This window comes from Arthrobacter sp. YAF17, assembly GCF_052113365.1.
In the GTDB taxonomy this organism is placed as follows: Bacteria; Actinomycetota; Actinomycetes; order Actinomycetales; family Micrococcaceae; genus Arthrobacter.
In genome coordinates, this window is sequence record NZ_JBFRDB010000004.1 from 114,337 (window position 1) to 133,820 (window position 19,484).

Consider the following 19,484-nt stretch of genomic DNA (forward strand, 5'->3'; position numbering starts at 1 on the left):
TCCTTCGGTGGTGATGGATGGTGCCCCAAGGGCAAAACCAGAGGCGCTGAACGGAAAGGTGCTGCTGCTGTCACGGCTGTCCCAGGGTGGGGTCCGCAGTGCCCGAGGAGGCACGGACAATGAGTTCGCTCGGGAGGACGACCGATTCGGGCCTCCGTCCGTCGATGACCTCGAGCAGCAGCCTCACAGCGGTTCGGCCCATCGCCTCCACATCATGGGAGATGACGGTCAGCGGGGGATCCAGGAGCGAGAACCATTCGATGTCGTCGAAGGCAATGAGGGCCATGTCCCGGCCGATCCGCAGCCCTTTCCGGTTCAAAGTGGCCAGGGCTCCGACGGCCATGGGGCTGTCGGCGGCCAGTAGCGCGGTCGGCGGCTGCGTGAGGCCCAGCAGGTGGTGCGCGCCGGCGGAGCCGCTGGCGGACTGGAAGTCGCCAAAATACGTCAGGGCCGGGTCCGTGCTGAGCCCGAAGTCCAGGGCCGCCCGGGAGAAGGACTTGAGTCGGTCCCGACCGGTGGATGTGGTTTGAGGCCCTGCGATGTACCCGACGCGTTCGTGGCCCTGCCGGACGAGGTGCTCGACGGCCTGGCGGATTCCGGAGTCGCTGTCTGTGGTCACGCTCGGGACGTCGACGCCGTCGACGGTCCGGTCAACGAACACGGTGGGGATGTCCCGTTCCAGCAGCGCGCGAAGGCTGGAACTTCCTTCGCCCTGGGGTGCGGCGATTACGCCGTCAACACGCTGTGAGATGAAGGTATCCAGGTACCGGTCCTGCTGCGGAATGCTCTCGTTGGCGTTTCCCAGCAGGGTGACGAGTCCCTCGGCGAGGGCGGCCTGCTCGGCTGCATGGGCAAGGTCGGCGAAGAACGGGTTGCGCACATCGGACACGAGCAGTCCGATGACATTGGTTCTGGTGGAACGGAGGGCGCGCGCCTGGGCGTTGGGGTGGAAATCGAGCTCAGTGACGGCTGCGGCCACTTTCTGCCTGGACTGCGGCGACGTGGCCGGGTTTCCGGACAACACCCTTGACGCCGTTGCCGGCGAGACGCCGGCGAGTGCCGCTACGTCCTTGATGGTGATGGATGGTCCTGTCACTGCTGCGCACCTCGTTGTGGGACTGCCTTTGAAAACTGCTCATGGAATCGATTCCATGGAATCGGTTCCACAATTATGTGACGGGTATTACGTTCTGTCAATGATGGGGAGTCTTCGGCTGGATTTTTGACGTGGGCCGGTCGTGAAGGCGGGGGCCGCGGAGCTCGCATCGCCGGCGCCGATCCAGCGCGCTCAGTCCCCGTGGACGGCTTTCTGCTTCGCCTCCGAGCGGTCCAGGTAGGCCAGCAGCAGGTCCCCGGCGCGGTCCAGGTCGCCGGCTTCCAAGGCCGCGCAGATCTCCTCGTTGTCGTCGAGGTAGCCGCGGTAGAAGTGCGCATCCAGCGTGGCCTTGTGGAAGAACAGGCGCATCTCGGCGAGGACCTGGGACATGATCGTGTCCAGCCGGCGGCTTTCCGCCAGCGCCACAATGGCGCCATGGAAGTGCTGGTTCGCTGTACCCAGGGCTTCCTCGTCGCCGGCCGCCGCCGCAGCCCGGCCTTCCTCGACCGCGGCACGGACGGCTGCCACCCGCTCCGGACTGCCGCCGCTCCGGATCGCACTGACCTCGACGGCGCGGCGCACGGTGTAGACGTCATGGACGTCCCCCGGTCCCAGGCTGGCAACGAACACGCCACGGTTGGGCAGCCGGACCACCAGCCGCTCCGCCGCCAGTTCGGCAAAGGCTTCCCGGACGGTGTTGCGGGACACGCCGAGGTCCTCCGCGATGGTCGATTCGGTCAGTCTCGCGCCAGGAAGGAGGACCCCTTCCGCCAGTTGCAGGCGAAGCTCCGCCGCCACCCGGTCCGCCACCGAGGGAACCGTTACGCGGAGCCGCGCCGCCGATGCAGCCTGCGCTGCTGCCTGGGCGCGGGTTCCCGCGTCGGAAGTCGTCATGGGGCCGAATCTACACGATTGTTCCAAGATTTAATTGTCGGATTGTTGAACAATCGGTGAAAGTGATGCATCCTTGGTAGGGGGCTATCATGAGACGAGGATCACAAATGGCAACCATTGACCTGAACAGCGACGTCGGCGAGTCCTTCGGACGCTGGACCTTGGGTGACGACACAGCGATGTTCCGCTCGGTGTCCAGCGCAAACGTGGCTTGCGGATTCCACGCGGGAGACCCCAGCGTCATCCGCCAGACCTGCCGGGAGGCAGTTGGCGCCAACGTCGTGATCGGCGCCCACGTCGGCTACCGCGACCTCGCCGGCTTTGGCCGCCGCTTCCTGGACATCGATCCGAAAGAACTGGCCGACGACGTCGTCTACCAGATCGGCGCGCTGCAGGCCCTGGCCGCCGTAGAGGGCGGCGCGGTCCGGTACGTGAAGCCGCACGGCGGCCTCTACAACGCGATCGTGTCGCATACCGCCCAGGCGCAGGCCGTCGTCGACGCCGTGAAGTCAGTGGACCCGAACCTGCCGATCATGGGCCTGCCGGGCTCTGAAGTGTTGCGCCTCGCCGAGGCCGCCGGCCTCCGCGCGGTCCCCGAAGCCTTCGCCGACCGCGCCTACAACCCGGACGGCACCCTCGTATCCCGTACGCTCCCCGGAGCCGTACTGGAGGACCCCGCTCTCGTCACTGAGCATGTCCTCCGGATGGCCACCGATTCCGCCGTCCGCACCATCGACGGCTCCATCCTGAAGATCAGCGCCGAAAGCATCTGCGTCCACGGGGACTCCCCGGGAGCCGTCACCATGGCCGCGGCCGTCCGCAAGGCGCTCACCGCCGCGGGCATCACCACCGCCGCGTTCGTCTAGGCAGCTCCACCGCTTCACACCCGGCTCCACACCGGGCCCTTTCCGTACGAACACCCGAGCACAGGCAGCACCACGCACCCTGGAGGAAAATCATGTCCGCACCGCACCAGGCCACTCCGGCCGCCAGCAAGAGGAAGGTGCCGCCCGGTGCCCTCAAGGCCTACGTGGCGAGCCTCACCGGCACTTCGCTGGAGTACTACGACTTCGCGATCTACTCCGTGGCCTCGGCCCTGGTGTTTCCCAAGGTCTTCTTCCCGGGCAACGACGAATACGTCGGGCTGCTGCTGTCCTTCTCGACCTTTGCGGTGGGCTACCTCGCCCGTCCCATCGGCGGCGTGATCTTCGGCCGGCTCGGTGACAAGATCGGCCGCAAGCACGTCCTCGTGACCACCCTGCTGCTGATCGGCATCGCAACGGTGGTGATCGGCGCGCTCCCGGGCTACGCCACCATCGGTATTGCCGCACCCATCATCCTCGTGTTGCTGCGTCTGGCGCAGGGCATCGGCGTCGGCGGCGAGTGGGGCGGTGCCGTCCTGCTCTCCAGCGAATTCGGCGATGCCAAGCGTCGCGGCTTCTGGTCTTCCGCCGCGCAGATCGGCCCGCCCGCCGGCAACCTGATGGCCAACGGAGTCCTGGCCGTGCTCGCCGCGACGCTCAGCAACGAAGACTTCCTCTCCTGGGGCTGGCGCGTGGCCTTCCTCGCCTCGGCCCTGTTGGTGGGCTTCGGCCTGCTGATCCGGCTCAAGCTCGAGGAAACCCCCGTCTTCAAGGCCATCCAGGCCCAGGGCGAACAGCCCAAGGCCCCCATCAAGGAGGTCTTCACCAAGGAGCCGCGCGCCCTCGTGTCCGCCGCCCTGTCCCGCATCAGCCCGGACGTGCTGTACTCCCTGCTCACCGTCTTTATGGCCGTCTACGCCACCAAGGAACTGGGCATGAGCACCAGCAACGTACTGACCGCCATCCTGATCGGCTCCGCCTTCCAGCTGGTCCTGATCCCCGCGGCGGGCGCCCTCACCGACCGCGTCAACCGCCGGCTCGTCTACGGCATCGCAGCCGTCGGAACCGCCGTGTACATCCCGCTGTTCTTCGTCATGATCCAGGACAAGTCGGTCCTCACGCTGACCATCGGCATCGTGATCGGGCTGGCCTTCCACGCCTTCATGTACGGCCCCCAGGCTGCTTACATCACCGAACAGTTCCCGGCCCGGCTGCGCTACGCCGGCAGCTCGCTGGCCTACACGCTGGCCGGCGTGATCGGCGGCGCCATCGCACCGTTGGTCTTCACCGCCCTCTTCGCTGCCAGCGGCAACTGGTTCCTGATCGCCGGCTACCTCGCGGTCGCCTCGATCGTGACGGTGATCGGGCTGGCCATCGGGCGCAACCCGCATACCGACGAAGAAGAGCGCCTCCTGCAGGAAGCCCGCGCCTGAGCGGCGCGGATCCAATTCGAGGCACCGGCAACGATGAAGGCAGCTGATGATTGAGACAGCGGGGGAAACCCTGGCAGTACACAAGGTCCGCTCCGTGCGGCCGGTGGGAACTCGCGCGGTACTCGCCGAGCTCTCCGGAACCCAGGACGTGCTGGCACTTCAGGCGCTGCTGCTCGAGAACCCGCTGCCGGGCCAGCTGGACGTCCTCGCAGCGGCCGAGACCGTCCTGGTCACGGCGGACTCGTCGGCTGCCGCCCGGCGGTTCGCCGCGCTCCTGCTCCAACTCGACCTCACCGCCCCCGTGCAGCGGGACGGCGAGCTGGTGGTCATCGACACTGTGTACGACGGCGAGGACCTCGCCGAAGTGGGGGAGCTGACCGGCCTCGGCGCCGAGGGCGTGATCGAGGCCCACACCGGCCAGATCTGGACCGTGGCCTTCGCCGGCTTCGCCCCGGGCTTTGGCTACATGGTGGGGGAAAGCCAGGCCCTCGAGGTGCCGCGGCGCAGCTCGCCCCGCACCGCCGTCCCTGCGGGTTCGGTGGCGCTGGCCGGGAACTATTCGGCCGTGTACCCGCGCCGTTCGCCCGGCGGCTGGCAGCTGATCGGCCGGACCGGCGCCAGGATGTGGGACCTGGACCGGGAGCAGCCCGCACTGGCCGCCCCGGGCCACCGGGTGCAGTTCCGCGCCGTCCGGGACGTGGTGACGCTGGCGCCGGAACACCCGGCACACGCTCTGGAGGTCACGTCCGGCCTGCGGGTTGTCTCGCCGGGGCTGCAGAGCCTGATCCAGGACCTCGGCCGCTACGGCCACTCCGGGCTGGGGGTCTCCGCCGCCGGTGCGCTGGACCGGGCCTCGCTGCGCCGCGCCAACCGCATCGTCGGGAACGCGCCGTCGGCCGCCGCGGTTGAGACCGTCTCCGGCGGACTCTCGGTGGAGGCCGTCGGGGACCAGGTCCTCGCCGTCGCCGGAGCACCCGCGGAGCTGACCATCGAGACGCCGTACGACGTCGACCCCGAAGGCGGCGACTCCGGAGAGGTCTGGCAGCGGACCGTCCCAATGGCAACCCCCTTCGCCCTGCTCGACGGCGAAACCCTCACCATCGGTACACCGGGGAGCGGGTTCCGCAGCTACCTCGCCGTCCGCGGCGGCGTGGACGCCGCCCAGGTGCTCGGCAGCCGCTCCACGGACACCATGTCCGGGATCGGCCCCGCGCCGCTTGCTGCCGGGCAACTCTTCGCCGCCGGTGGAGAGGCGGAGTCCGGCGTCGTCGGGCACCCCGAACTACAACCGGACTTCCCGGGTGCCGGCGTCACTGTGCTCGACGTCGTTCCCGGCCCCCGCGCTGACTGGTTCGACGCCGAGGCGCTGGCATCCTTCTGCGGCCAGGACTGGGACGTGTTGCCGCAGTCCAACCGTGTCGGCATGCGCCTGCAGGGAACCCCGCTGCAGCGAACCCGCCAGGGCGAACTCGCCAGCGAGGGCACCGTCGCCGGCGCCCTGCAGGTTCCGCCGGAAGGACTCCCCGTACTGTTCCTGGCCGATCACCCGATCACCGGCGGCTACCCGGTGATCGCCGTGGTGATCGACTCCCAGCTGGACCGCGCAGCCCAGGTGCCGATCGGCGGCAAGATCCGCTTCCGCTGGGCCCCGGCTGAAACAGACGCGGCCTCCGCAAACACTGAACACACCACTTTCGAACGAAAAGCGAGTAACTGATGCGCAAGGTCCTGATCGCCAACCGCGGAGAAATCGCCGTCCGGATCGCCCGTGCCTGCGACGACGCGCAACTGGCATCCGTCGCCGTGTACGCGGACATCGACGCGGACGCCCTGCACGTATCTGCCGCAGACGAGGCCTACGCGCTGGGCGGCAACTCGCCCGCGGACACCTACCTGAACATCCCCAAGCTGCTCGCCGCCGCGGCCGAATCGGGCGCCGACGCACTCCACCCCGGCTACGGCTTCCTGTCCGAGAACGCCGAATTCGCCCAGGCCGTCCTCGACGCCGGTCTCACCTGGATCGGCCCGACGCCGGACGCCATCCGCCTGCTGGGCAACAAAATCACCGCCCGGGAAACCGCCGTCCGCGCCGGCGCACCGCTGGTCGCAGGCAGCGACGGCCCGGTGGAGTCAGCCGCCGAGGCACGGGCCTTCGCGGAACAGCACGGCCTGCCGATCGCCGTCAAGGCGGCCTTCGGCGGCGGCGGCCGCGGCATGAAGGTGGTCCGCGCCCTGGACCAGGTCGAGGAAGCCTTCGACTCCGCCGTCCGGGAGGCCATCGCCGCCTTCGGCCGCGGGGAATGCTTCGTGGAGCGCTACCTCGACCGCCCGCGCCACGTCGAGGCGCAGGTCCTTGCGGACACACACGGCAACGTGGTCGTCGTCGGAACCCGTGACTGCTCGCTCCAGCGCCGGCACCAGAAGCTCGTGGAGGAGGCACCGGCGCCGTTCCTCACCGAACAGCAGACCAGCCAGATCTACGACGCCGCCAAGGCCGTCTGCCGCGAGGCCGGCTACTCCGGCGCTGGCACGGTGGAATTCCTGGTCGCAGCGGACGGCACTGTGGCGTTCCTCGAAGTGAACACCCGGCTTCAGGTGGAGCACCCCATCACCGAGGAAACCACCGGGATCGACCTGGTGCAGGAGCAGTTCCGCATCGCAGCAGGGGAGCGGCTGCGCATCACAGAAGACCCGGCACCGCGCGGGCACTCCTTCGAGTTCCGGCTCAACGCCGAGGACGTGGGGCGCGGCTTCCTGCCCTCTCCCGGTACCGTTGAGGAGTTCTCCGGCCCCACCGGACCCGGCATCCGGCTGGACACCGGGGTCCGCTCCGGCTCCTTCGTCCCGCCGCAGTTCGACTCGCTGCTGGCCAAGCTGATCGTCACCGGCGCCGACCGGCAGCAGGCGCTGCGCCGCGCCCGCCGGGCCCTCGCCGAAATCAGCATCACCGGGTTGGCAACCGTGCTGCCGTTCCACCGCGCCGTGCTCGAGTCCCCGGACTTCACGTCCGAAACCGGCCTGGGCATCCACACCCGCTGGATCGAAACGGACTTCGCGGAAAGTGCCTCCATCTCCGCCGATCCCGGCTACAGCAACACCGCGCCCGACGGCGAACGTCGCACTATCACGGTCGAGGTGGACGGCCGCCGGATGGCGGTGGGCCTGCCGGCTGATCTGCTGGACGGTTGGGCCCGCTCGGGCGGCCCCCTCCCCGCGGGAGTGTCCGTTGATGCAGCGTCCGACGGCGGCGCTGTCGGTGCTGACGACGGCGAGTTGCGGGCTGACATGGCCGGCACGGTTGTGAAGTGGCTCGTCGAACCAGGCACCGAGGTCTCGGCGGGGGACCCCGTCGTCGTCCTTGAGGCGATGAAGATGGAAACCCAGATCTCAGCGCACCGCGCTGGGACTTTGACGGACATCCGCACGGAAGCCGGCGGCGTCGTTACTGCTGGCGCGGTGCTGGCCCTGATTGGTTAGTAGCTGCCGGGTGCGTTGTCGCGGCGATTGTGCTGATGATCTCCCCGGGAACGAGATGCGCCCCCTCGGATGGAGGGGGCGCGTCGGGGTGCTGCCGGTTTCGTCTTAGACGGCCGTGTAGCCGCCGTCGATCGGAATGGTTGCGCCGGTGATGAACTTCGCCTTGTCGCTCGCGAGGAACGTGATGAGGTCGGCGACTTCCTGCGCCTCGCCGACGCGACCGGCCGGGTGCAGTTTTGCGTACTGTTCAAGGGTCGGCTCGTCGATGAGCGGGGTGCGGATGACGCCCGGGGCCACCGCGTTCACACGGATGCCCTCCTTCGCGTACATCGTCCCGGCGGCGCGGGTCATGTTCACGACGCCGCCCTTTGACGCCGAGTAGGCGATGTTGTTCGAGACGGCCACGAGGCCGAACATCGAAGCGAGGTTTACAACGACGCCGCCGTTGCCCTGTTTGAGGAGCTGCTCAATGACGTACTTGTTGGTGTAGAACACGCCCGAGTAGTCGATGCCGTTGGTGCGCTCCCAGTTTTCGACAGTCGAGGTGACGACGTCGCCCTCGCCGCCGACACCCGCTGATGCGACGGCAATGTCCACGCTACCGAATTCCTCGACCGTCTTGGCGACGGCGGCTTCCACGCTCTCGGCCTTCGAGACGTCGCCCTGGACAAACTTCGCGCCGATCTCGTCAGCAACTTCCTGCGACTTGGGGTTGAAGTCGAAGATCATGACCTTCGCGCCTTCGGCGATGAAGGTCTTTGCGGTCGCGAGACCGAGCCCCGATCCGCCGCCGGTGATGAATGCGACCTTGTTCTCGAGCTGCATGAGTCAGTCCAATCTCTGAGCGATTTCTACGGTCACCGTTCCGCCGGTGTTCCGCACTGCGCAACTATATGCGTATGCATTTAGTTTTCCACTAATGCTTGAAAAGTCAACCAAACGTGTGCCGTCTCACGGCCCGCCGGCCATCGCGGGTAGTTGGCCGAGGCGATCCATTCCCCGGGCATTCTCGCCGCCTCAACGGCATTCATGGTCGCAATTGGTTCCTGTGGCTGTCGCTGTTTCACGGGAAGGTCGGCAAGTAGCAGGGGGTTGGGGACATGCCGGGTCCTTAGGGGGCCGCGAAGAATACATACTAGGAAGTCCTAGTAATTATTGGCCCGTCGTACTACATTGAGTCAAAATCTACGCTTTGGAGGACTGGGCATGTTTGAACTCAACGAGGACCAGCAGTCGCTGGTTGCGATGGTGCGGGACTTCGCCAACGAGGCTCTGGCCCCCAACGCCGCGAAATGGGACGAGACCAAGCACTTCCCGGTGGACGTGCTGCGTGAAGCCGGCGCCCTGGGCATGGGCGGCATATATGTTCAGGAGGAGTTCGGCGGCTCCGGGCTAACGCGCAGCGATGCGGTGCTGATCTTCGAGGAACTGGCCAAGGCCGATCCGACGATCGCCGCCTACATCTCCATCCACAACATGGTGGTCTGGATGATCGACTCGTTCGGCAACGATGAGCAGCGCGCCCAGTGGGTGCCGCAGCTTTCCTCCATGGAAGCGCTGGGCAGCTACTGCCTTACCGAGCCCGGCGCCGGCTCCGACGCTGCCGCGCTGAGCACCAGGGCAGCGCGCGACGGCGAAGAATACGTGCTGAACGGCGTCAAGCAGTTCATCTCCGGGGCCGGGTCATCGAGCTACTACATCGTGATGGCCCGCACCGCCGACACCGGAAACCGCGGCATCACGGCCATCGTTGTCCCGGCGGAAACCCCGGGCCTGTCGTTCGGTCCGAACGAGAAAAAGATGGGGTGGAACGCCCAGCCGACCCGCCAGGTCATTTTCGACAATGTCCGGGTTCCGGTTGCCAACCGCCTCGGCGAGGAAGGCAGTGGTTTTGGGATCGCGATGAAGGGGCTCAACGGTGGCCGCATCAATATGGGCGCGTGCTCCCTGGGCGGCGGCCAGACTGCCCTGGACAAGTCGGTAGCCTACCTCAAGGAACGCGAGGCCTTCGGTGGACCGCTAATCAACCAGCAATCCCTGCTGTTCCAGCTGGCAGACATGGAAACCGAGCTGGTGACCGCCCGGACCCTGCTCTGGCGGGCAGCGGACGCGCTGGACCGCGGCGCGCCCGACGCCGTGAGGCTCTGCGCCATGGCCAAGAGGGTCGCCACTGATGCCGGCTTCAACGTCGCCAACAGCGCCATCCAGCTCCACGGGGGCTACGGCTACCTTTCCGAGTACGGACTGGAGAAGATCGCCCGGGACCTGCGGGTGCACCAGATCCTCGAAGGCAGCAACGAGATCATGCGCCTGATCATCGGACGCAACGTGGCCGGCACCTAGGCCTGCTGCGTTTCCGTCTGCCGGGTCGCCGCCCAGCTGGCCAGCAGCCGCAGCGCGTCCCCGGTGGGCGAACCGGGCTCGGCCGTGTAGACCAGCAGTGAGAGCCCGGCGTCGGCCGGAAGATCCAGGGCCTCGTACATGAGGTGGAGGTCCCCCACCACGGGGTGCCGGAAGTGCTTGCGGCCGGTGTAGTGCAGGCGCACGTTGTGGGCCGCCCACCGGGTCCGGAACTCCTCGCTGCGGGTGGACAGTTCCCCCACCAGGTCGGTGAGGCCGCGGTCGTAGGGGTCGCGGCCGGCCTCGGTGCGCAGGATCGCCACCGTGTCATTCGCAGCGCGCTCCCAGTCCGGGTAGAACCCGCGGGAGCGGTCGTCCAGGAAGACGAACCGCGCAAAGTTGGCCGGGCGGGCGGGGCCGCCATACATGTCGGAGTACATGGCGCGGCCGAGCTGGTTGGCCGCGAGGACGTCCAGGCGCCCGTTGCGCACAAAGGCCGGGGCGTTGGTGATCGCGTCGAGCATGAGCTGGACACTCGCGCGGACCGCGTGGGTGGTGGTGCGGCGGCGCTGCGGCTTGCGTCCGGCGCCGGCGGCCCGGGCCAAGTCGAACAGGTGGGCCCGCTCCGCCTCATCCAGCTGCAAGGCACCCGCGAGGGCCTCCAGCACTCCCTCGGACACTCCGGAGAGGTTTCCCCGTTCCAGCCGGGTGTAATACTCGACACTGACCCCGGCCAGCATGGCCACCTCGCCGCGGCGAAGTCCGGGGACCCGGCGGCTGCCGCCGTAGTCGGGGAGACCCGCCTGTTCCGGGGTAATTTTCGCCCGCCTGGTCGCCAGGAAGTCCCGGGTCTCGCTCTGGTTGTCCATACCTTCAACGGTAGAGGGTACGGCGGCGTAAGGGAGGCCCTGCCAGTACCCCTCACAGCAGGGCCTCCCTTCCGTAAAGCTCAGTGGTGTTTGATGGATAGTGCCCCCGAAGACGTCCGGGCCGGAAGGCCGCACGTGACCCGTGCCGGACGCCGGGGCTACCCCAAACCATCCACAAGCAGGAGATCCATGCTTACCGTTAACGCTTACGCCGCCACCTCCGCGACGGAACCCCTTGTCTCCACCACCGTCGAGCGCCGGGACGTCGGCGCGCACGACGTTCTGATCGACATCAAGTTCGCCGGCATCTGCCACTCGGACATCCACACCGTCCGCGGCGACTGGGGCCCGCAGTCCTACCCGCTGGCGCCGGGCCACGAAATCGCCGGCATCGTCACCGAGGTCGGCTCGGCCGTCACCAGGCACGCCGTCGGCGACCGCGTCGGCGTCGGCTGCATGGTCAACTCCTGCCGCGAGTGCGTCAACTGCCTGAAGGGCGAAGAGCAGTACTGCCTCGCCGGGAACACGGGCACCTACGGCGCCGAGGACCGCGACGGGACCATCACCCAGGGCGGCTACACCACCCACGTGGTGGTGACCGAGGACTTCGTCGTGCGGATTCCGGAGGGCATCGAGCTCGACGTCGCCGCCCCGCTGCTCTGCGCCGGCATCACCACCTACTCCCCGCTGCGGCACTGGGGCGCCGGCCCCGGCAAGAAGGTGGCCGTCGTCGGACTCGGCGGGCTGGGACACATGGCCGTCAAGATCGCCCACGCCATGGGCGCCGAGGTCTCGGTCCTCTCGCAGTCGCTGAAGAAGCAGGAGGACGGCCTGCGTCTCGGCGCGGACCACTACTACGCCACCAGCGACGAGAACACCTTCACGGACCTGGCCGGGACTTTTGACCTGATCATCAACACCGTCAGCGCGTCGATCGACATCAGCTCCTACCTTCAGCTGCTGACCCTCGACGGCGCCCTGGTGAACGTGGGCGCCCCGGCGGAACCACTCCCGGTGAACGCGTTCGCCCTGATCATGGGACGCCGGTCCTTCGCCGGATCCATGATCGGCGGCATCCGCGAAACGCAGGAAATGCTCGACTTCTGCGCCGAGCACAAGCTCGGCGCAGAGATCGAAGTCATCCCGGCCGGGAAGATCAACGACGCCTACGAGCGGGTGCTCGCCTCCGACGTGCGGTACCGCTTCGTTATTGACACTTCCACGCTGTAGTTCCACCGCACTGTAGTTCCGGCGAACAGGCGCCTCGCCGGTCTGGACCAAGAGTTCAGACCGGCAGGGCCTTTTTTGATGTCCGCTGCCGGGTGTCGTCCCAGTTCAGGCCCTACAATGAACTCGATGATGCCTGAACGAGCTGTCGCCGCCGAAGGGAAGAATTCCCTGAGCGTGCGCGCGGGAATCATTGAATCCGTCTGGCGTCCTGGTTCGTTGGTCGACGTCGAGGACGCCAGGGACGCCATGCTGGCCGTGGAGCGAATCAGCGGCGGAACCCCAATGCCGATGCTCTCGGAAATGACCGATGTGGAGATCACCGCGGCGGCCCGGTACGAGTTCGCCCGGACGACCGGCGTGATCGCGATCGCCGTCCTTGGATCCAACGCCGTGGACCGGGTCATCGCGGCCGCCATGAGCCGCCACACCCACTACCCGCACGCGTTCTTTACCTCCAGGAGCGCCGCCCTGATCTGGCTGACGGACATCTCCAATTTGGAGCCGCGGGGTCAATGAACCGCTGCTAGCATGACCGTCAGGGGCATCAGAGGCAGCGTGCCCGAGAGATGGAGACACGATGAGTATGTCTACGACGTCGGATGCACAGTCGGAAACGCAGTCGGCCGCACCGCACGTGGCGGACAGCCACGGTTTGCTCCGGGTGCAGGGCGCCCGCGAGAACAACCTCAAAGACATCAGCATCGAGATCCCGAAGCGTCGCCTTACGGTGTTCACGGGCGTGTCCGGCTCGGGCAAGAGCTCGCTGGTGTTCGCCACCATCGCCGCCGAGTCGCAGCGGATGATCAACGAGACCTACAGCGCCTTTGTGCAGGGGTTCATGCCCAGCCTGTCACGGCCCGACGTCGACTTTCTCGAGGGGCTGACGACGGCGATCATCGTCGACCAGGAGCGGATGGGCGCGAACCCCCGCTCCACGGTGGGCACGGCCACCGACGCCAACGCGATGCTCCGGATCCTCTTCAGCCGGCTGGGATCGCCGCACGTGGGCCCGCCCACGGCGTTCTCGTTCAACGTCCCGACGCGGAAGGCCAGCGGTGTGATGAGCACCGAAAAAGCCGGCGGCAGAGTCGAGAAAAGCGTTGTGCAGAACGCCGTCTACCTGGGCGGCATGTGTCCGCGCTGCGAGGGCATGGGATCGGTCTCCGACTTTGACCTCACCGCGCTCTACGACGAGACCAAGTCGCTGGCCGAGGGTGCCCTCACGGTCCCCGGCTACAGCATGGACGGCTGGTACGGCCGCATCTTCAGCGGTGCCGGGTTCAACATGGACAAGCCGATCGCCAAGTACACCAAGAAGGAAATGCACGACCTTCTCTACAAGGAACCGACCAAGATCAAGGTGGAGGGCATCAATCTCACCTACGAGGGATTGATCCCGAAGATCCAGAAATCGATGCTCTCCAAGGACGTCGACGCGATGCAGCCCCACATCCGGGCCTTCGTGGAACGCGCCATCACCTTCCAGGCCTGCCCCGAATGCGACGGCACGCGGCTCAGCCCCGAGGCCAGGTCCTCGAAAATCCAGGGCAAGAACATCGCCGACCTGTGCGAGATGCAGATCAGCGACCTGGCCGCGTGGGTCCGAGAACTCAAGGAGCCCTCGGTCGCGCCGCTCCTGAAGGGCCTGCAGCACCTGCTCGACTCGTTCGCCGAAATCGGGCTGGGGTACCTCTCGCTGGACCGGCCGGCGGGCACGTTGTCCGGGGGAGAGGCCCAGCGCACCAAGATGATCCGGCACCTGGGCTCGTCCCTGACGGACATCACCTACGTCTTTGACGAGCCGACGATCGGCCTGCACCCGCACGACATCGAGCGGATGAACCAGTTGCTGCTGCAGCTGCGCGACAAGGGCAACACCGTGCTCGTCGTCGAGCACAAGCCGGAGACCATCGCCATCGCTGACCACGTCGTTGACCTCGGCCCCGGCGCGGGCACCGAGGGCGGCCGCGTCTGCTTCGAGGGAAGTGTGGAGGGGCTGCGGGCAAGTGACACCATCACCGGCCGCCACCTCGATGACCGGGCCAAGGTCAGGGGCTCCGTGCGGAAGCCTTCCGGGGCGATGGAGGTGCGGGGCGCCTCGACGCACAACCTGAAGGACGTCGACGTCGACGTTCCGCTTGGTGTGCTGTGCGTGGTCACGGGTGTCGCAGGTTCGGGAAAAAGCTCGCTGATCCAGGGCTCGGTGGCCGGCCGCGAGGGTGTTGTGGTGATCGACCAGGGCGCCATCAAGGGGTCCCGGCGCAGCAACCCGGCGACCTACACGGGCCTGCTTGAGCCGATCCGGAAGGCGTTTGCCAAGGCCAACGGCGTGAAGCCGGCGCTTTTCAGCTCCAACTCCGAAGGCGCCTGCCCCACCTGCAACGGTGCCGGCGTCATCTTCACCGAACTGGGCGTGATGGCCACCGTCGAGTCCACGTGCGAGGACTGCGAGGGAAAGAGGTTCCAGGCGTCAGTCCTGGAGTACAGGCTGGGCGGCCGCAACATCGCCGAAGTGCTGGCAATGTCGATGACCGAGGCCGAGGACTTTTTCGGTGCCGGCGAGGCGAAGACACCGGCGGCGCACAAGATCCTCGACCGGCTGGTGGACGTCGGGCTTGGCTACCTCACCCTCGGCCAGCCGCTCACCACACTGTCCGGCGGCGAACGGCAGCGCGTCAAGCTGGCCACCCAGATGGCGGAGAAGGGTGACGTCTACGTCCTCGACGAGCCCACCACCGGCCTGCACCTCGCCGATGTCCAGAACCTGCTGGGCCTCCTCGACCGCCTGGTGGAGTCCGGCAAATCCGTCATTGTGATCGAGCACCACCAGGCGGTCATGGCGCACGCCGACTGGATCATCGACCTGGGTCCCGGCGCAGGGCACGACGGCGGCCGGGTCGTCTTCGAAGGCACCCCGGCCGATCTGGTCGCCGCCCGGTCCAGCCTCACCGGCGAGCACCTCGCGGCCTACGTCGGCGGGTGATTCTTCCCGGTCTGATTTTTCCGGGTCTGCTCCCGGACGACCGTCCCGATCACGGCGATCGCCAGCGCCAGCAGTATTGTCGGTCCCGCCCCGCCGGCGGGGCCGAGGGCCGCCGTGAAAACCTGTTTGCCCAGCGCTGCCATCGCCGGCAGGTCTCCCGCCAGCACCCGCGTACCCAGCATGCTGCTGACCGCTGAGAAGATCGCGGGCACCACCCAGAGCAACGCCAGATCCGCCATCCACACCAAGGCCCGGATTCGCGGGCGCAGTCCGCACCAGGCGAGTGCAGCGCCCACCAGCACGGCCGGGAGCCAGCGCCACAGCATGATCAACACCACCGGGACGCTGCCGACGCCGGCCACCCCACCGACGCCGGCAGCCAGCCAGGACACCACCGGCACCGCCACCAGGCCAGGGCCCAGGGCGGCCAGCGCCGTAGATCTTGCCGCGAGGAGCAGCAACGACACCAGCCCGGCAGCCATCGCGGCCGCCACCCCGGCCAGCATGCCGGCCAGGTAGAGGCTGGACAGCTGCCCGGGCGCCAGGCCGCCGCCGAGCACAATGAACGACTGAGTCGCCGCGGCGACTTGGACTGCTGCCACAGCCCCGGCCGCGCACCACGTGGCCAGGAGCCGCCGCGCGGGGGACCAGCACCGGACCGCGAAGCCGGCGGCCGCCGCGCCCGTGACCATGAGAGCCACCAGCGTTGTGCTTTCGTACTGGTTCAGCGGCAGGAGTGCCAGGGGCATCTGGGCGGGCATCACCTGCGTGCCCCACAAGTTCTGGAGCGGGAGCCGCGCGCCGGTGATCAGCCAGGGCGCCAGTCCCAACAGCGCGGCCGCGAACCCGATCGCAAGGGCAACGGCGACATCCCTGCCCGCCCCGTGCGCAGGCGGGCCCGGCGGACGGGGCGCCCGTTGTCGCGGCGCCCGCACGGCGGGGCTGCTGCGCTGTTGTTCGTTGCTGCCGGCGAGGAGATCCGCGTCCGTGCGGGGACGGTGGCGGCCCATCTGGTCGTGGGGGTCACTCACGGGAACTCCTTCGGTGGCGGGGGGATTGCGCGGATGCCTGGGTGATGCCCCAGGCCACGGCTGGCCCGTAATGGGCCGGAATAGCAGGAAACAGGCTGGAAGATCAGATTCTATACCGAGTGGATTTATTCACGTTGTTGGTGTTCTCGCGCCACGGACGGCAACTACTTCCACTTGACCGCAACCCTTGATGCGGCAACGTGGGGAACGGCATTTGATTCCTGACCATTGCCTGTCGGCTGGGGGTGTCTGATAGACACTGCCACCGTCGGACCGGCCTGCGTAACGTGGTGGATGTGGACAGAAAAGACGAAATCCGTGACTTCCTGATCTCGCGGCGCGCGAAGATCAGCCCGGAGCAGGCCGGCATCCCCCGCTACGGGGAGTTGCGCCGCGTTCCAGGGCTGCGCCGGGAGGAAGTGGCGGAGCTCGCCGGGGTGAGCGCGGATTACTACACACGGCTGGAACGCGGCAGCATACGCGGCGTCTCGGAGGCTGTGCTCGAAGCGGTGGCCGCCGCCCTTCAGCTGGATGAAGCAGAGCGCACGCACTTGATGGACCTCGCGAGGACGGTCAACACGCCGCCTCGGCGTACGGCGCGCCGGCCACCACAGCAGCGGGTCCGTCCCGGAGTATTGCGTTTGCTGGACGGGATGACCGGAGCGGTCGCCATGGTGCAGAACGGACGTTCGGACGTACTGGCCGCCAACCCCTTGGGCCACGCGCTGTATGGGCCAGTATTCGAGTCCGCAGCAGCTGCTGGTCCGGAGGCTCCGGCCCAGCTACCGAACCAGGCACGCTATCTATTCCTGGATCCGGGCGCCGGGGACTTCTACCCCGATTGGCCAGCAGTCTCCGCCACCACGGTGGCCATGCTGCGCTCGGAAGCGGGCAGGAACCCCCACGATCGGGCCCTGAACGAGCTCGTCGGCGAGCTGACAACACGCAGCGGGCTGTTCGCCGCGTTGTGGGCAGGCCACGACGTGCGGATCCACACCACGGGAACCAAGCGCTTCCACCATCCAGTAGCGGGGGACTTGTCGCTGCAGTTCGAGACACTTCACCTTCCCGGCGATGAGGGTCAGACCCTGTTCACCTTCACCTCTGAGCCAGGCTCCGCATCCGAACACGCGCTGGCATTCCTCGCCAGCTGGGCGGCGTCGCCTCCACAAACAACCATCAGCGAAACTTCCCCGGATCTGCACTCCCACGCTCGGCCCGGAACATCAAACCCACGAAAGACAGAACATGACTGAACAAGATAACGCCAGGACCGAACAGAAGGTCTGGTTCATCACCGGCGCTGGCCGCGGTATGGGCACCGACATCGCCAAGGCGGCCCTGGCCGCCGGCCATGCGGTGGTCGCCGCCGGCCGCAACCCGGAAAAGGTCGCCCAGGCCATCGGCCAGTCCGAGCACCTGCTGGCCGTGAAACTGGACGTCACCGACCCCGCCGCGGCTGAAGCTGCCGTCAGAGCCGCCGTCGACAGGTTCGGCCGGATCGACGTCCTCGTCAACAACGCCGGCAACTTCTACGCCGGGTTCTTCGAAGAAATCACCCCGGCGGACTTCCGGACACAGATCGAAACCACCCTGTTCGGGCCCATGAACGTCACCCGCGCAGCCCTGCCGTTCATGCGTGCGCAGCGCTCAGGCCTCCTGGTCACCATCTCCTCGACCGCCGGCCTCGCCGGCGGGGAGTTCCTGACCGCCTACGCCGCGTCAAAATTCGGCGTGGAGGGCTGGGCCGAGTCCCTGGCACCGGAAGTGGCGCCGTTCGGCATCCGCACCATGATCGTGGAACCGGGATTCTTCCGCACCGAGCTGCTCAGTCCGGAATCCACACGCTACGCCGCATCCACCATCGAGGACTACGCCGAGCGCACCCGCCAGACGGTCACTGCGTGGAAGGGCATGAACGGCCTGCAGGGCGGGAACCCGGCAAAACTTGCCGACGCCCTCATCCAACTGGCCAAGCTGGATGAACCGCCGTTGCGCTTCGCTGCCGGGGCCGACGCCGTCGGAGTCTTCGAGACCAAGTCCAAGGAACTCCACGCCCAGGCCGGCGCCTACCGCGAGCTCTCCAGCAACCTCGCCCACGAGGACGCCTGACCCTCCCTGTCGGCGCCCGCCGCGTCCCTGAGCCCGGGGCGTCGGCCGGTCAGCCCGTTCAAGAAACTCCTACAACACTTCCATTGGACGCACATGGCTAGCGCCTGCCCAAAAACGGGCCCAGCCGCCGTCGCCAGCATGAGAACCACACCGAAAGGAAACAAAGACATGAAGACCGCACGCCTCGGAGGCCTGGAAGTCTCCCGCATCGGACTCGGTGCCATGACCATGGCCGGCACCTACACCAGCGAGGGTGCCCTGGATAACGCGGAGTCGATCCGCACCATCCACCGCGCGCTCGATCTCGGGGTCACCCACATTGACACCGCGGAGATCTACGGACCGTTCCTGAGTGAGGAGATCGTCGGACAGGCGATCAAGGGGCGCCGCGACCAGGTCAAGATCGCCACGAAGTTCGGCTTGGTCTCCCATTCCGGCGGCGGCCCTGGCATGATCGACAGCAGCGCGGCGAACGTGAAGGCCGCCGTCGAGGGCTCCCTCAAGCGCCTCGGCATCGACCATATCGACCTGTACTACCAGCACCGGATCGACCGGGGCACCCCGATCGAGGAGACCGCCGGCGCGGTCGCGGACCTGATCACCGAGGGCAAAGTGCTGCACTTCGGCCTGTCCGAGGCTTCCCCGGAGACGATCCGCCGGGCACATGCCGTGCAGCCGGTCTCGGCGCTGCAGACGGAGTACTCGCTGTGGACCCGCGACGTGGAGGCGGAGATCCTGCCGCTGCTGCGCGAACTCGGCATCGGCTTCGTCCCGTACTCGCCGCTCGGACACGGCCTGTTGACTGGCCAGATCCGCTCCGTCGAGGACTTCGCCAACGATGACTGGCGCAAGACCAACCCGCGGTTCACAGGCGAGAACTTCCGCCGCAACCTCGCGATCGTCGACGAGGTGACGGCCATCGGTGCCGAGATCGGCGCGACTCCCGCGCAGACCGCCCTCGCGTGGCTGCTGACCCAAGGGAACGACATTGCCCCGATCCCCGGCACCCGCCGCGTCAGCCGGGTCGAAGAAAACACCGCGGCCGACGGCATCGAACTCACCGGCGACCAGCTGGACCGGCTGGACGCGCTCGGAACCGCGGCGGGGGAGCGCCACGACGAGGCCAACATGGCCTCGATCGACCGCTGACCCGAAA

Annotated in this window: 16 protein-coding genes; 11 read left to right on the plus strand and 5 right to left on the minus strand. The window is 67.4% G+C overall.

Translation table 11 applies throughout. The annotated features are described in order from the left end of the window. Positions 1 to 70 precede the first annotated feature (70 nt). Positions 71 to 1,096 carry a LacI family DNA-binding transcriptional regulator gene (locus tag AB4Y67_RS05645; protein ID WP_441404806.1) on the minus strand — a complete coding sequence of 342 codons (1,026 nt, stop codon included), beginning with the start codon at positions 1,094 to 1,096 and terminating at the stop codon, positions 71 to 73. A gap of 192 nt (positions 1,097 to 1,288) precedes the next feature. Beyond that, a complete protein-coding gene (locus AB4Y67_RS05650) occupies positions 1,289 to 1,990 on the minus strand; it encodes a GntR family transcriptional regulator (RefSeq protein ID WP_441404807.1) in 702 nt (233 codons plus the stop codon). Positions 1,991 to 2,097: 107 nt separating this feature from the next. Here AB4Y67_RS05650 and AB4Y67_RS05655 point away from each other — a divergent pair, with 107 nt between their 5' ends. From AB4Y67_RS05655 to AB4Y67_RS05670, 4 genes are all read left to right on the plus strand, one after another. Further along, entirely contained in the window at positions 2,098 to 2,856 is a 759-nt protein-coding gene (locus tag AB4Y67_RS05655; RefSeq protein WP_441404808.1) for a LamB/YcsF family protein, read from the plus strand. A 92-nt stretch (positions 2,857 to 2,948) separates the two neighbouring features. Next, the gene (locus AB4Y67_RS05660) at positions 2,949 to 4,286 is read left to right on the plus strand and encodes an MFS transporter (protein ID WP_441404809.1); all 1,338 of its coding nucleotides are present in this window, start codon (positions 2,949 to 2,951) and stop codon (positions 4,284 to 4,286) included. Between the two features lie 46 nt (positions 4,287 to 4,332). Then, positions 4,333 to 6,003: a 5-oxoprolinase/urea amidolyase family protein gene (locus AB4Y67_RS05665; RefSeq protein ID WP_441404810.1), complete on the plus strand. Its 1,671-nt coding sequence runs from the start codon at positions 4,333 to 4,335 to the stop codon at positions 6,001 to 6,003. Next, positions 6,003 to 7,763 (plus strand): ATP-binding protein, encoded by a 1,761-nt coding sequence (locus AB4Y67_RS05670; RefSeq protein WP_441404811.1) that lies wholly within the window; start codon positions 6,003 to 6,005, stop codon positions 7,761 to 7,763. The genes AB4Y67_RS05665 and AB4Y67_RS05670 overlap by 1 nt, the downstream gene beginning before the upstream one ends. A gap of 105 nt (positions 7,764 to 7,868) precedes the next feature. On the opposite strand, the gene AB4Y67_RS05675 is transcribed toward AB4Y67_RS05670, so the two are convergent. Next, positions 7,869 to 8,588, minus strand: a complete 720-nt coding sequence (locus AB4Y67_RS05675; RefSeq protein WP_441404812.1) for an SDR family NAD(P)-dependent oxidoreductase — start codon at positions 8,586 to 8,588, stop codon at positions 7,869 to 7,871. Between the two features lie 381 nt (positions 8,589 to 8,969). On the opposite strand from AB4Y67_RS05675, the gene AB4Y67_RS05680 reads away from it, so the two are divergent. After that, complete coding sequence (locus tag AB4Y67_RS05680) at positions 8,970 to 10,106, plus strand: acyl-CoA dehydrogenase family protein (RefSeq protein ID WP_441404813.1); 1,137 nt, start codon at positions 8,970 to 8,972, stop codon at positions 10,104 to 10,106. On the opposite strand, the gene AB4Y67_RS05685 is transcribed toward AB4Y67_RS05680, so the two are convergent. After that, the gene (locus AB4Y67_RS05685) at positions 10,103 to 10,972 is read right to left on the minus strand and encodes a helix-turn-helix transcriptional regulator (protein WP_441404814.1); all 870 of its coding nucleotides are present in this window, start codon (positions 10,970 to 10,972) and stop codon (positions 10,103 to 10,105) included. The genes AB4Y67_RS05680 and AB4Y67_RS05685 overlap by 4 nt on opposite strands. A 189-nt stretch (positions 10,973 to 11,161) precedes the next feature. Between AB4Y67_RS05685 and AB4Y67_RS05690 the strand changes: the two genes are divergently transcribed. The 3 genes from AB4Y67_RS05690 (at position 11,162) to AB4Y67_RS05700 (ending at position 15,185) form a co-directional block, all read left to right on the plus strand. Next, a complete protein-coding gene (locus AB4Y67_RS05690) occupies positions 11,162 to 12,202 on the plus strand; it encodes an NAD(P)-dependent alcohol dehydrogenase (RefSeq protein ID WP_441404815.1) in 1,041 nt (346 codons plus the stop codon). A 126-nt stretch (positions 12,203 to 12,328) separates the two neighbouring features. Continuing rightward, positions 12,329 to 12,718, plus strand: coding sequence for a DUF7793 family protein (locus AB4Y67_RS05695; RefSeq protein ID WP_441404816.1), 390 nt, complete (start codon positions 12,329 to 12,331; stop codon positions 12,716 to 12,718). A gap of 61 nt (positions 12,719 to 12,779) precedes the next feature. After that, entirely contained in the window at positions 12,780 to 15,185 is a 2,406-nt protein-coding gene (locus AB4Y67_RS05700) for an ATP-binding cassette domain-containing protein (RefSeq protein ID WP_441404817.1), read from the plus strand. Here the strand turns inward: AB4Y67_RS05700 and AB4Y67_RS05705 are convergent. Beyond that, positions 15,170 to 16,216 carry a hypothetical protein gene (locus tag AB4Y67_RS05705; RefSeq protein WP_441404818.1) on the minus strand — a complete coding sequence of 349 codons (1,047 nt, stop codon included), beginning with the start codon at positions 16,214 to 16,216 and terminating at the stop codon, positions 15,170 to 15,172. The genes AB4Y67_RS05700 and AB4Y67_RS05705 overlap by 16 nt on opposite strands. Before the next feature lie 296 nt (positions 16,217 to 16,512). On the opposite strand from AB4Y67_RS05705, the gene AB4Y67_RS05710 reads away from it, so the two are divergent. The 3 genes from AB4Y67_RS05710 to AB4Y67_RS05720 all read left to right on the plus strand — a co-directional run bounded on the left by AB4Y67_RS05710 (position 16,513) and on the right by AB4Y67_RS05720 (position 19,477). Further along, positions 16,513 to 17,472, plus strand: a complete 960-nt coding sequence (locus AB4Y67_RS05710) for a helix-turn-helix domain-containing protein (protein WP_441404819.1) — start codon at positions 16,513 to 16,515, stop codon at positions 17,470 to 17,472. Then, entirely contained in the window at positions 17,465 to 18,328 is an 864-nt protein-coding gene (locus AB4Y67_RS05715) for an SDR family oxidoreductase (protein WP_441404820.1), read from the plus strand. The genes AB4Y67_RS05710 and AB4Y67_RS05715 overlap by 8 nt, the downstream gene beginning before the upstream one ends. Positions 18,329 to 18,496: 168 nt before the next feature. Continuing rightward, the gene (locus tag AB4Y67_RS05720; protein ID WP_441404821.1) at positions 18,497 to 19,477 is read left to right on the plus strand and encodes an aldo/keto reductase; all 981 of its coding nucleotides are present in this window, start codon (positions 18,497 to 18,499) and stop codon (positions 19,475 to 19,477) included. Positions 19,478 to 19,484 lie beyond the last annotated feature (7 nt).

Bases quoted from the DNA above. Each gene is read 5' to 3' on its own strand.
- AB4Y67_RS05680 (WP_441404813.1), top strand. From the start codon at position 8,970: ATGTTTGAACTCAACGAGGACCAGCAGTCGCTGGTTGCGATGGTGCGG.
- AB4Y67_RS05670 (WP_441404811.1), top strand. From the start codon at position 6,003: ATGCGCAAGGTCCTGATCGCCAACCGCGGAGAAATCGCCGTCCGGATC.
- AB4Y67_RS05720 (WP_441404821.1), top strand. From the start codon at position 18,497: ATGAAGACCGCACGCCTCGGAGGCCTGGAAGTCTCCCGCATCGGACTC.
- AB4Y67_RS05665 (WP_441404810.1), top strand. From the start codon at position 4,333: ATGATTGAGACAGCGGGGGAAACCCTGGCAGTACACAAGGTCCGCTCC.
- AB4Y67_RS05690 (WP_441404815.1), top strand. From the start codon at position 11,162: ATGCTTACCGTTAACGCTTACGCCGCCACCTCCGCGACGGAACCCCTT.
- AB4Y67_RS05655 (WP_441404808.1), top strand. From the start codon at position 2,098: ATGGCAACCATTGACCTGAACAGCGACGTCGGCGAGTCCTTCGGACGC.
- AB4Y67_RS05715 (WP_441404820.1), top strand. From the start codon at position 17,465: ATGACTGAACAAGATAACGCCAGGACCGAACAGAAGGTCTGGTTCATC.
- AB4Y67_RS05700 (WP_441404817.1), top strand. From the start codon at position 12,780: ATGAGTATGTCTACGACGTCGGATGCACAGTCGGAAACGCAGTCGGCC.
- AB4Y67_RS05675 (WP_441404812.1), bottom strand. From the start codon at position 8,588: ATGCAGCTCGAGAACAAGGTCGCATTCATCACCGGCGGCGGATCGGGG.
- AB4Y67_RS05685 (WP_441404814.1), bottom strand. From the start codon at position 10,972: ATGGACAACCAGAGCGAGACCCGGGACTTCCTGGCGACCAGGCGGGCG.
- AB4Y67_RS05650 (WP_441404807.1), bottom strand. From the start codon at position 1,990: ATGACGACTTCCGACGCGGGAACCCGCGCCCAGGCAGCAGCGCAGGCT.
- AB4Y67_RS05695 (WP_441404816.1), top strand. From the start codon at position 12,329: ATGATGCCTGAACGAGCTGTCGCCGCCGAAGGGAAGAATTCCCTGAGC.
- AB4Y67_RS05660 (WP_441404809.1), top strand. From the start codon at position 2,949: ATGTCCGCACCGCACCAGGCCACTCCGGCCGCCAGCAAGAGGAAGGTG.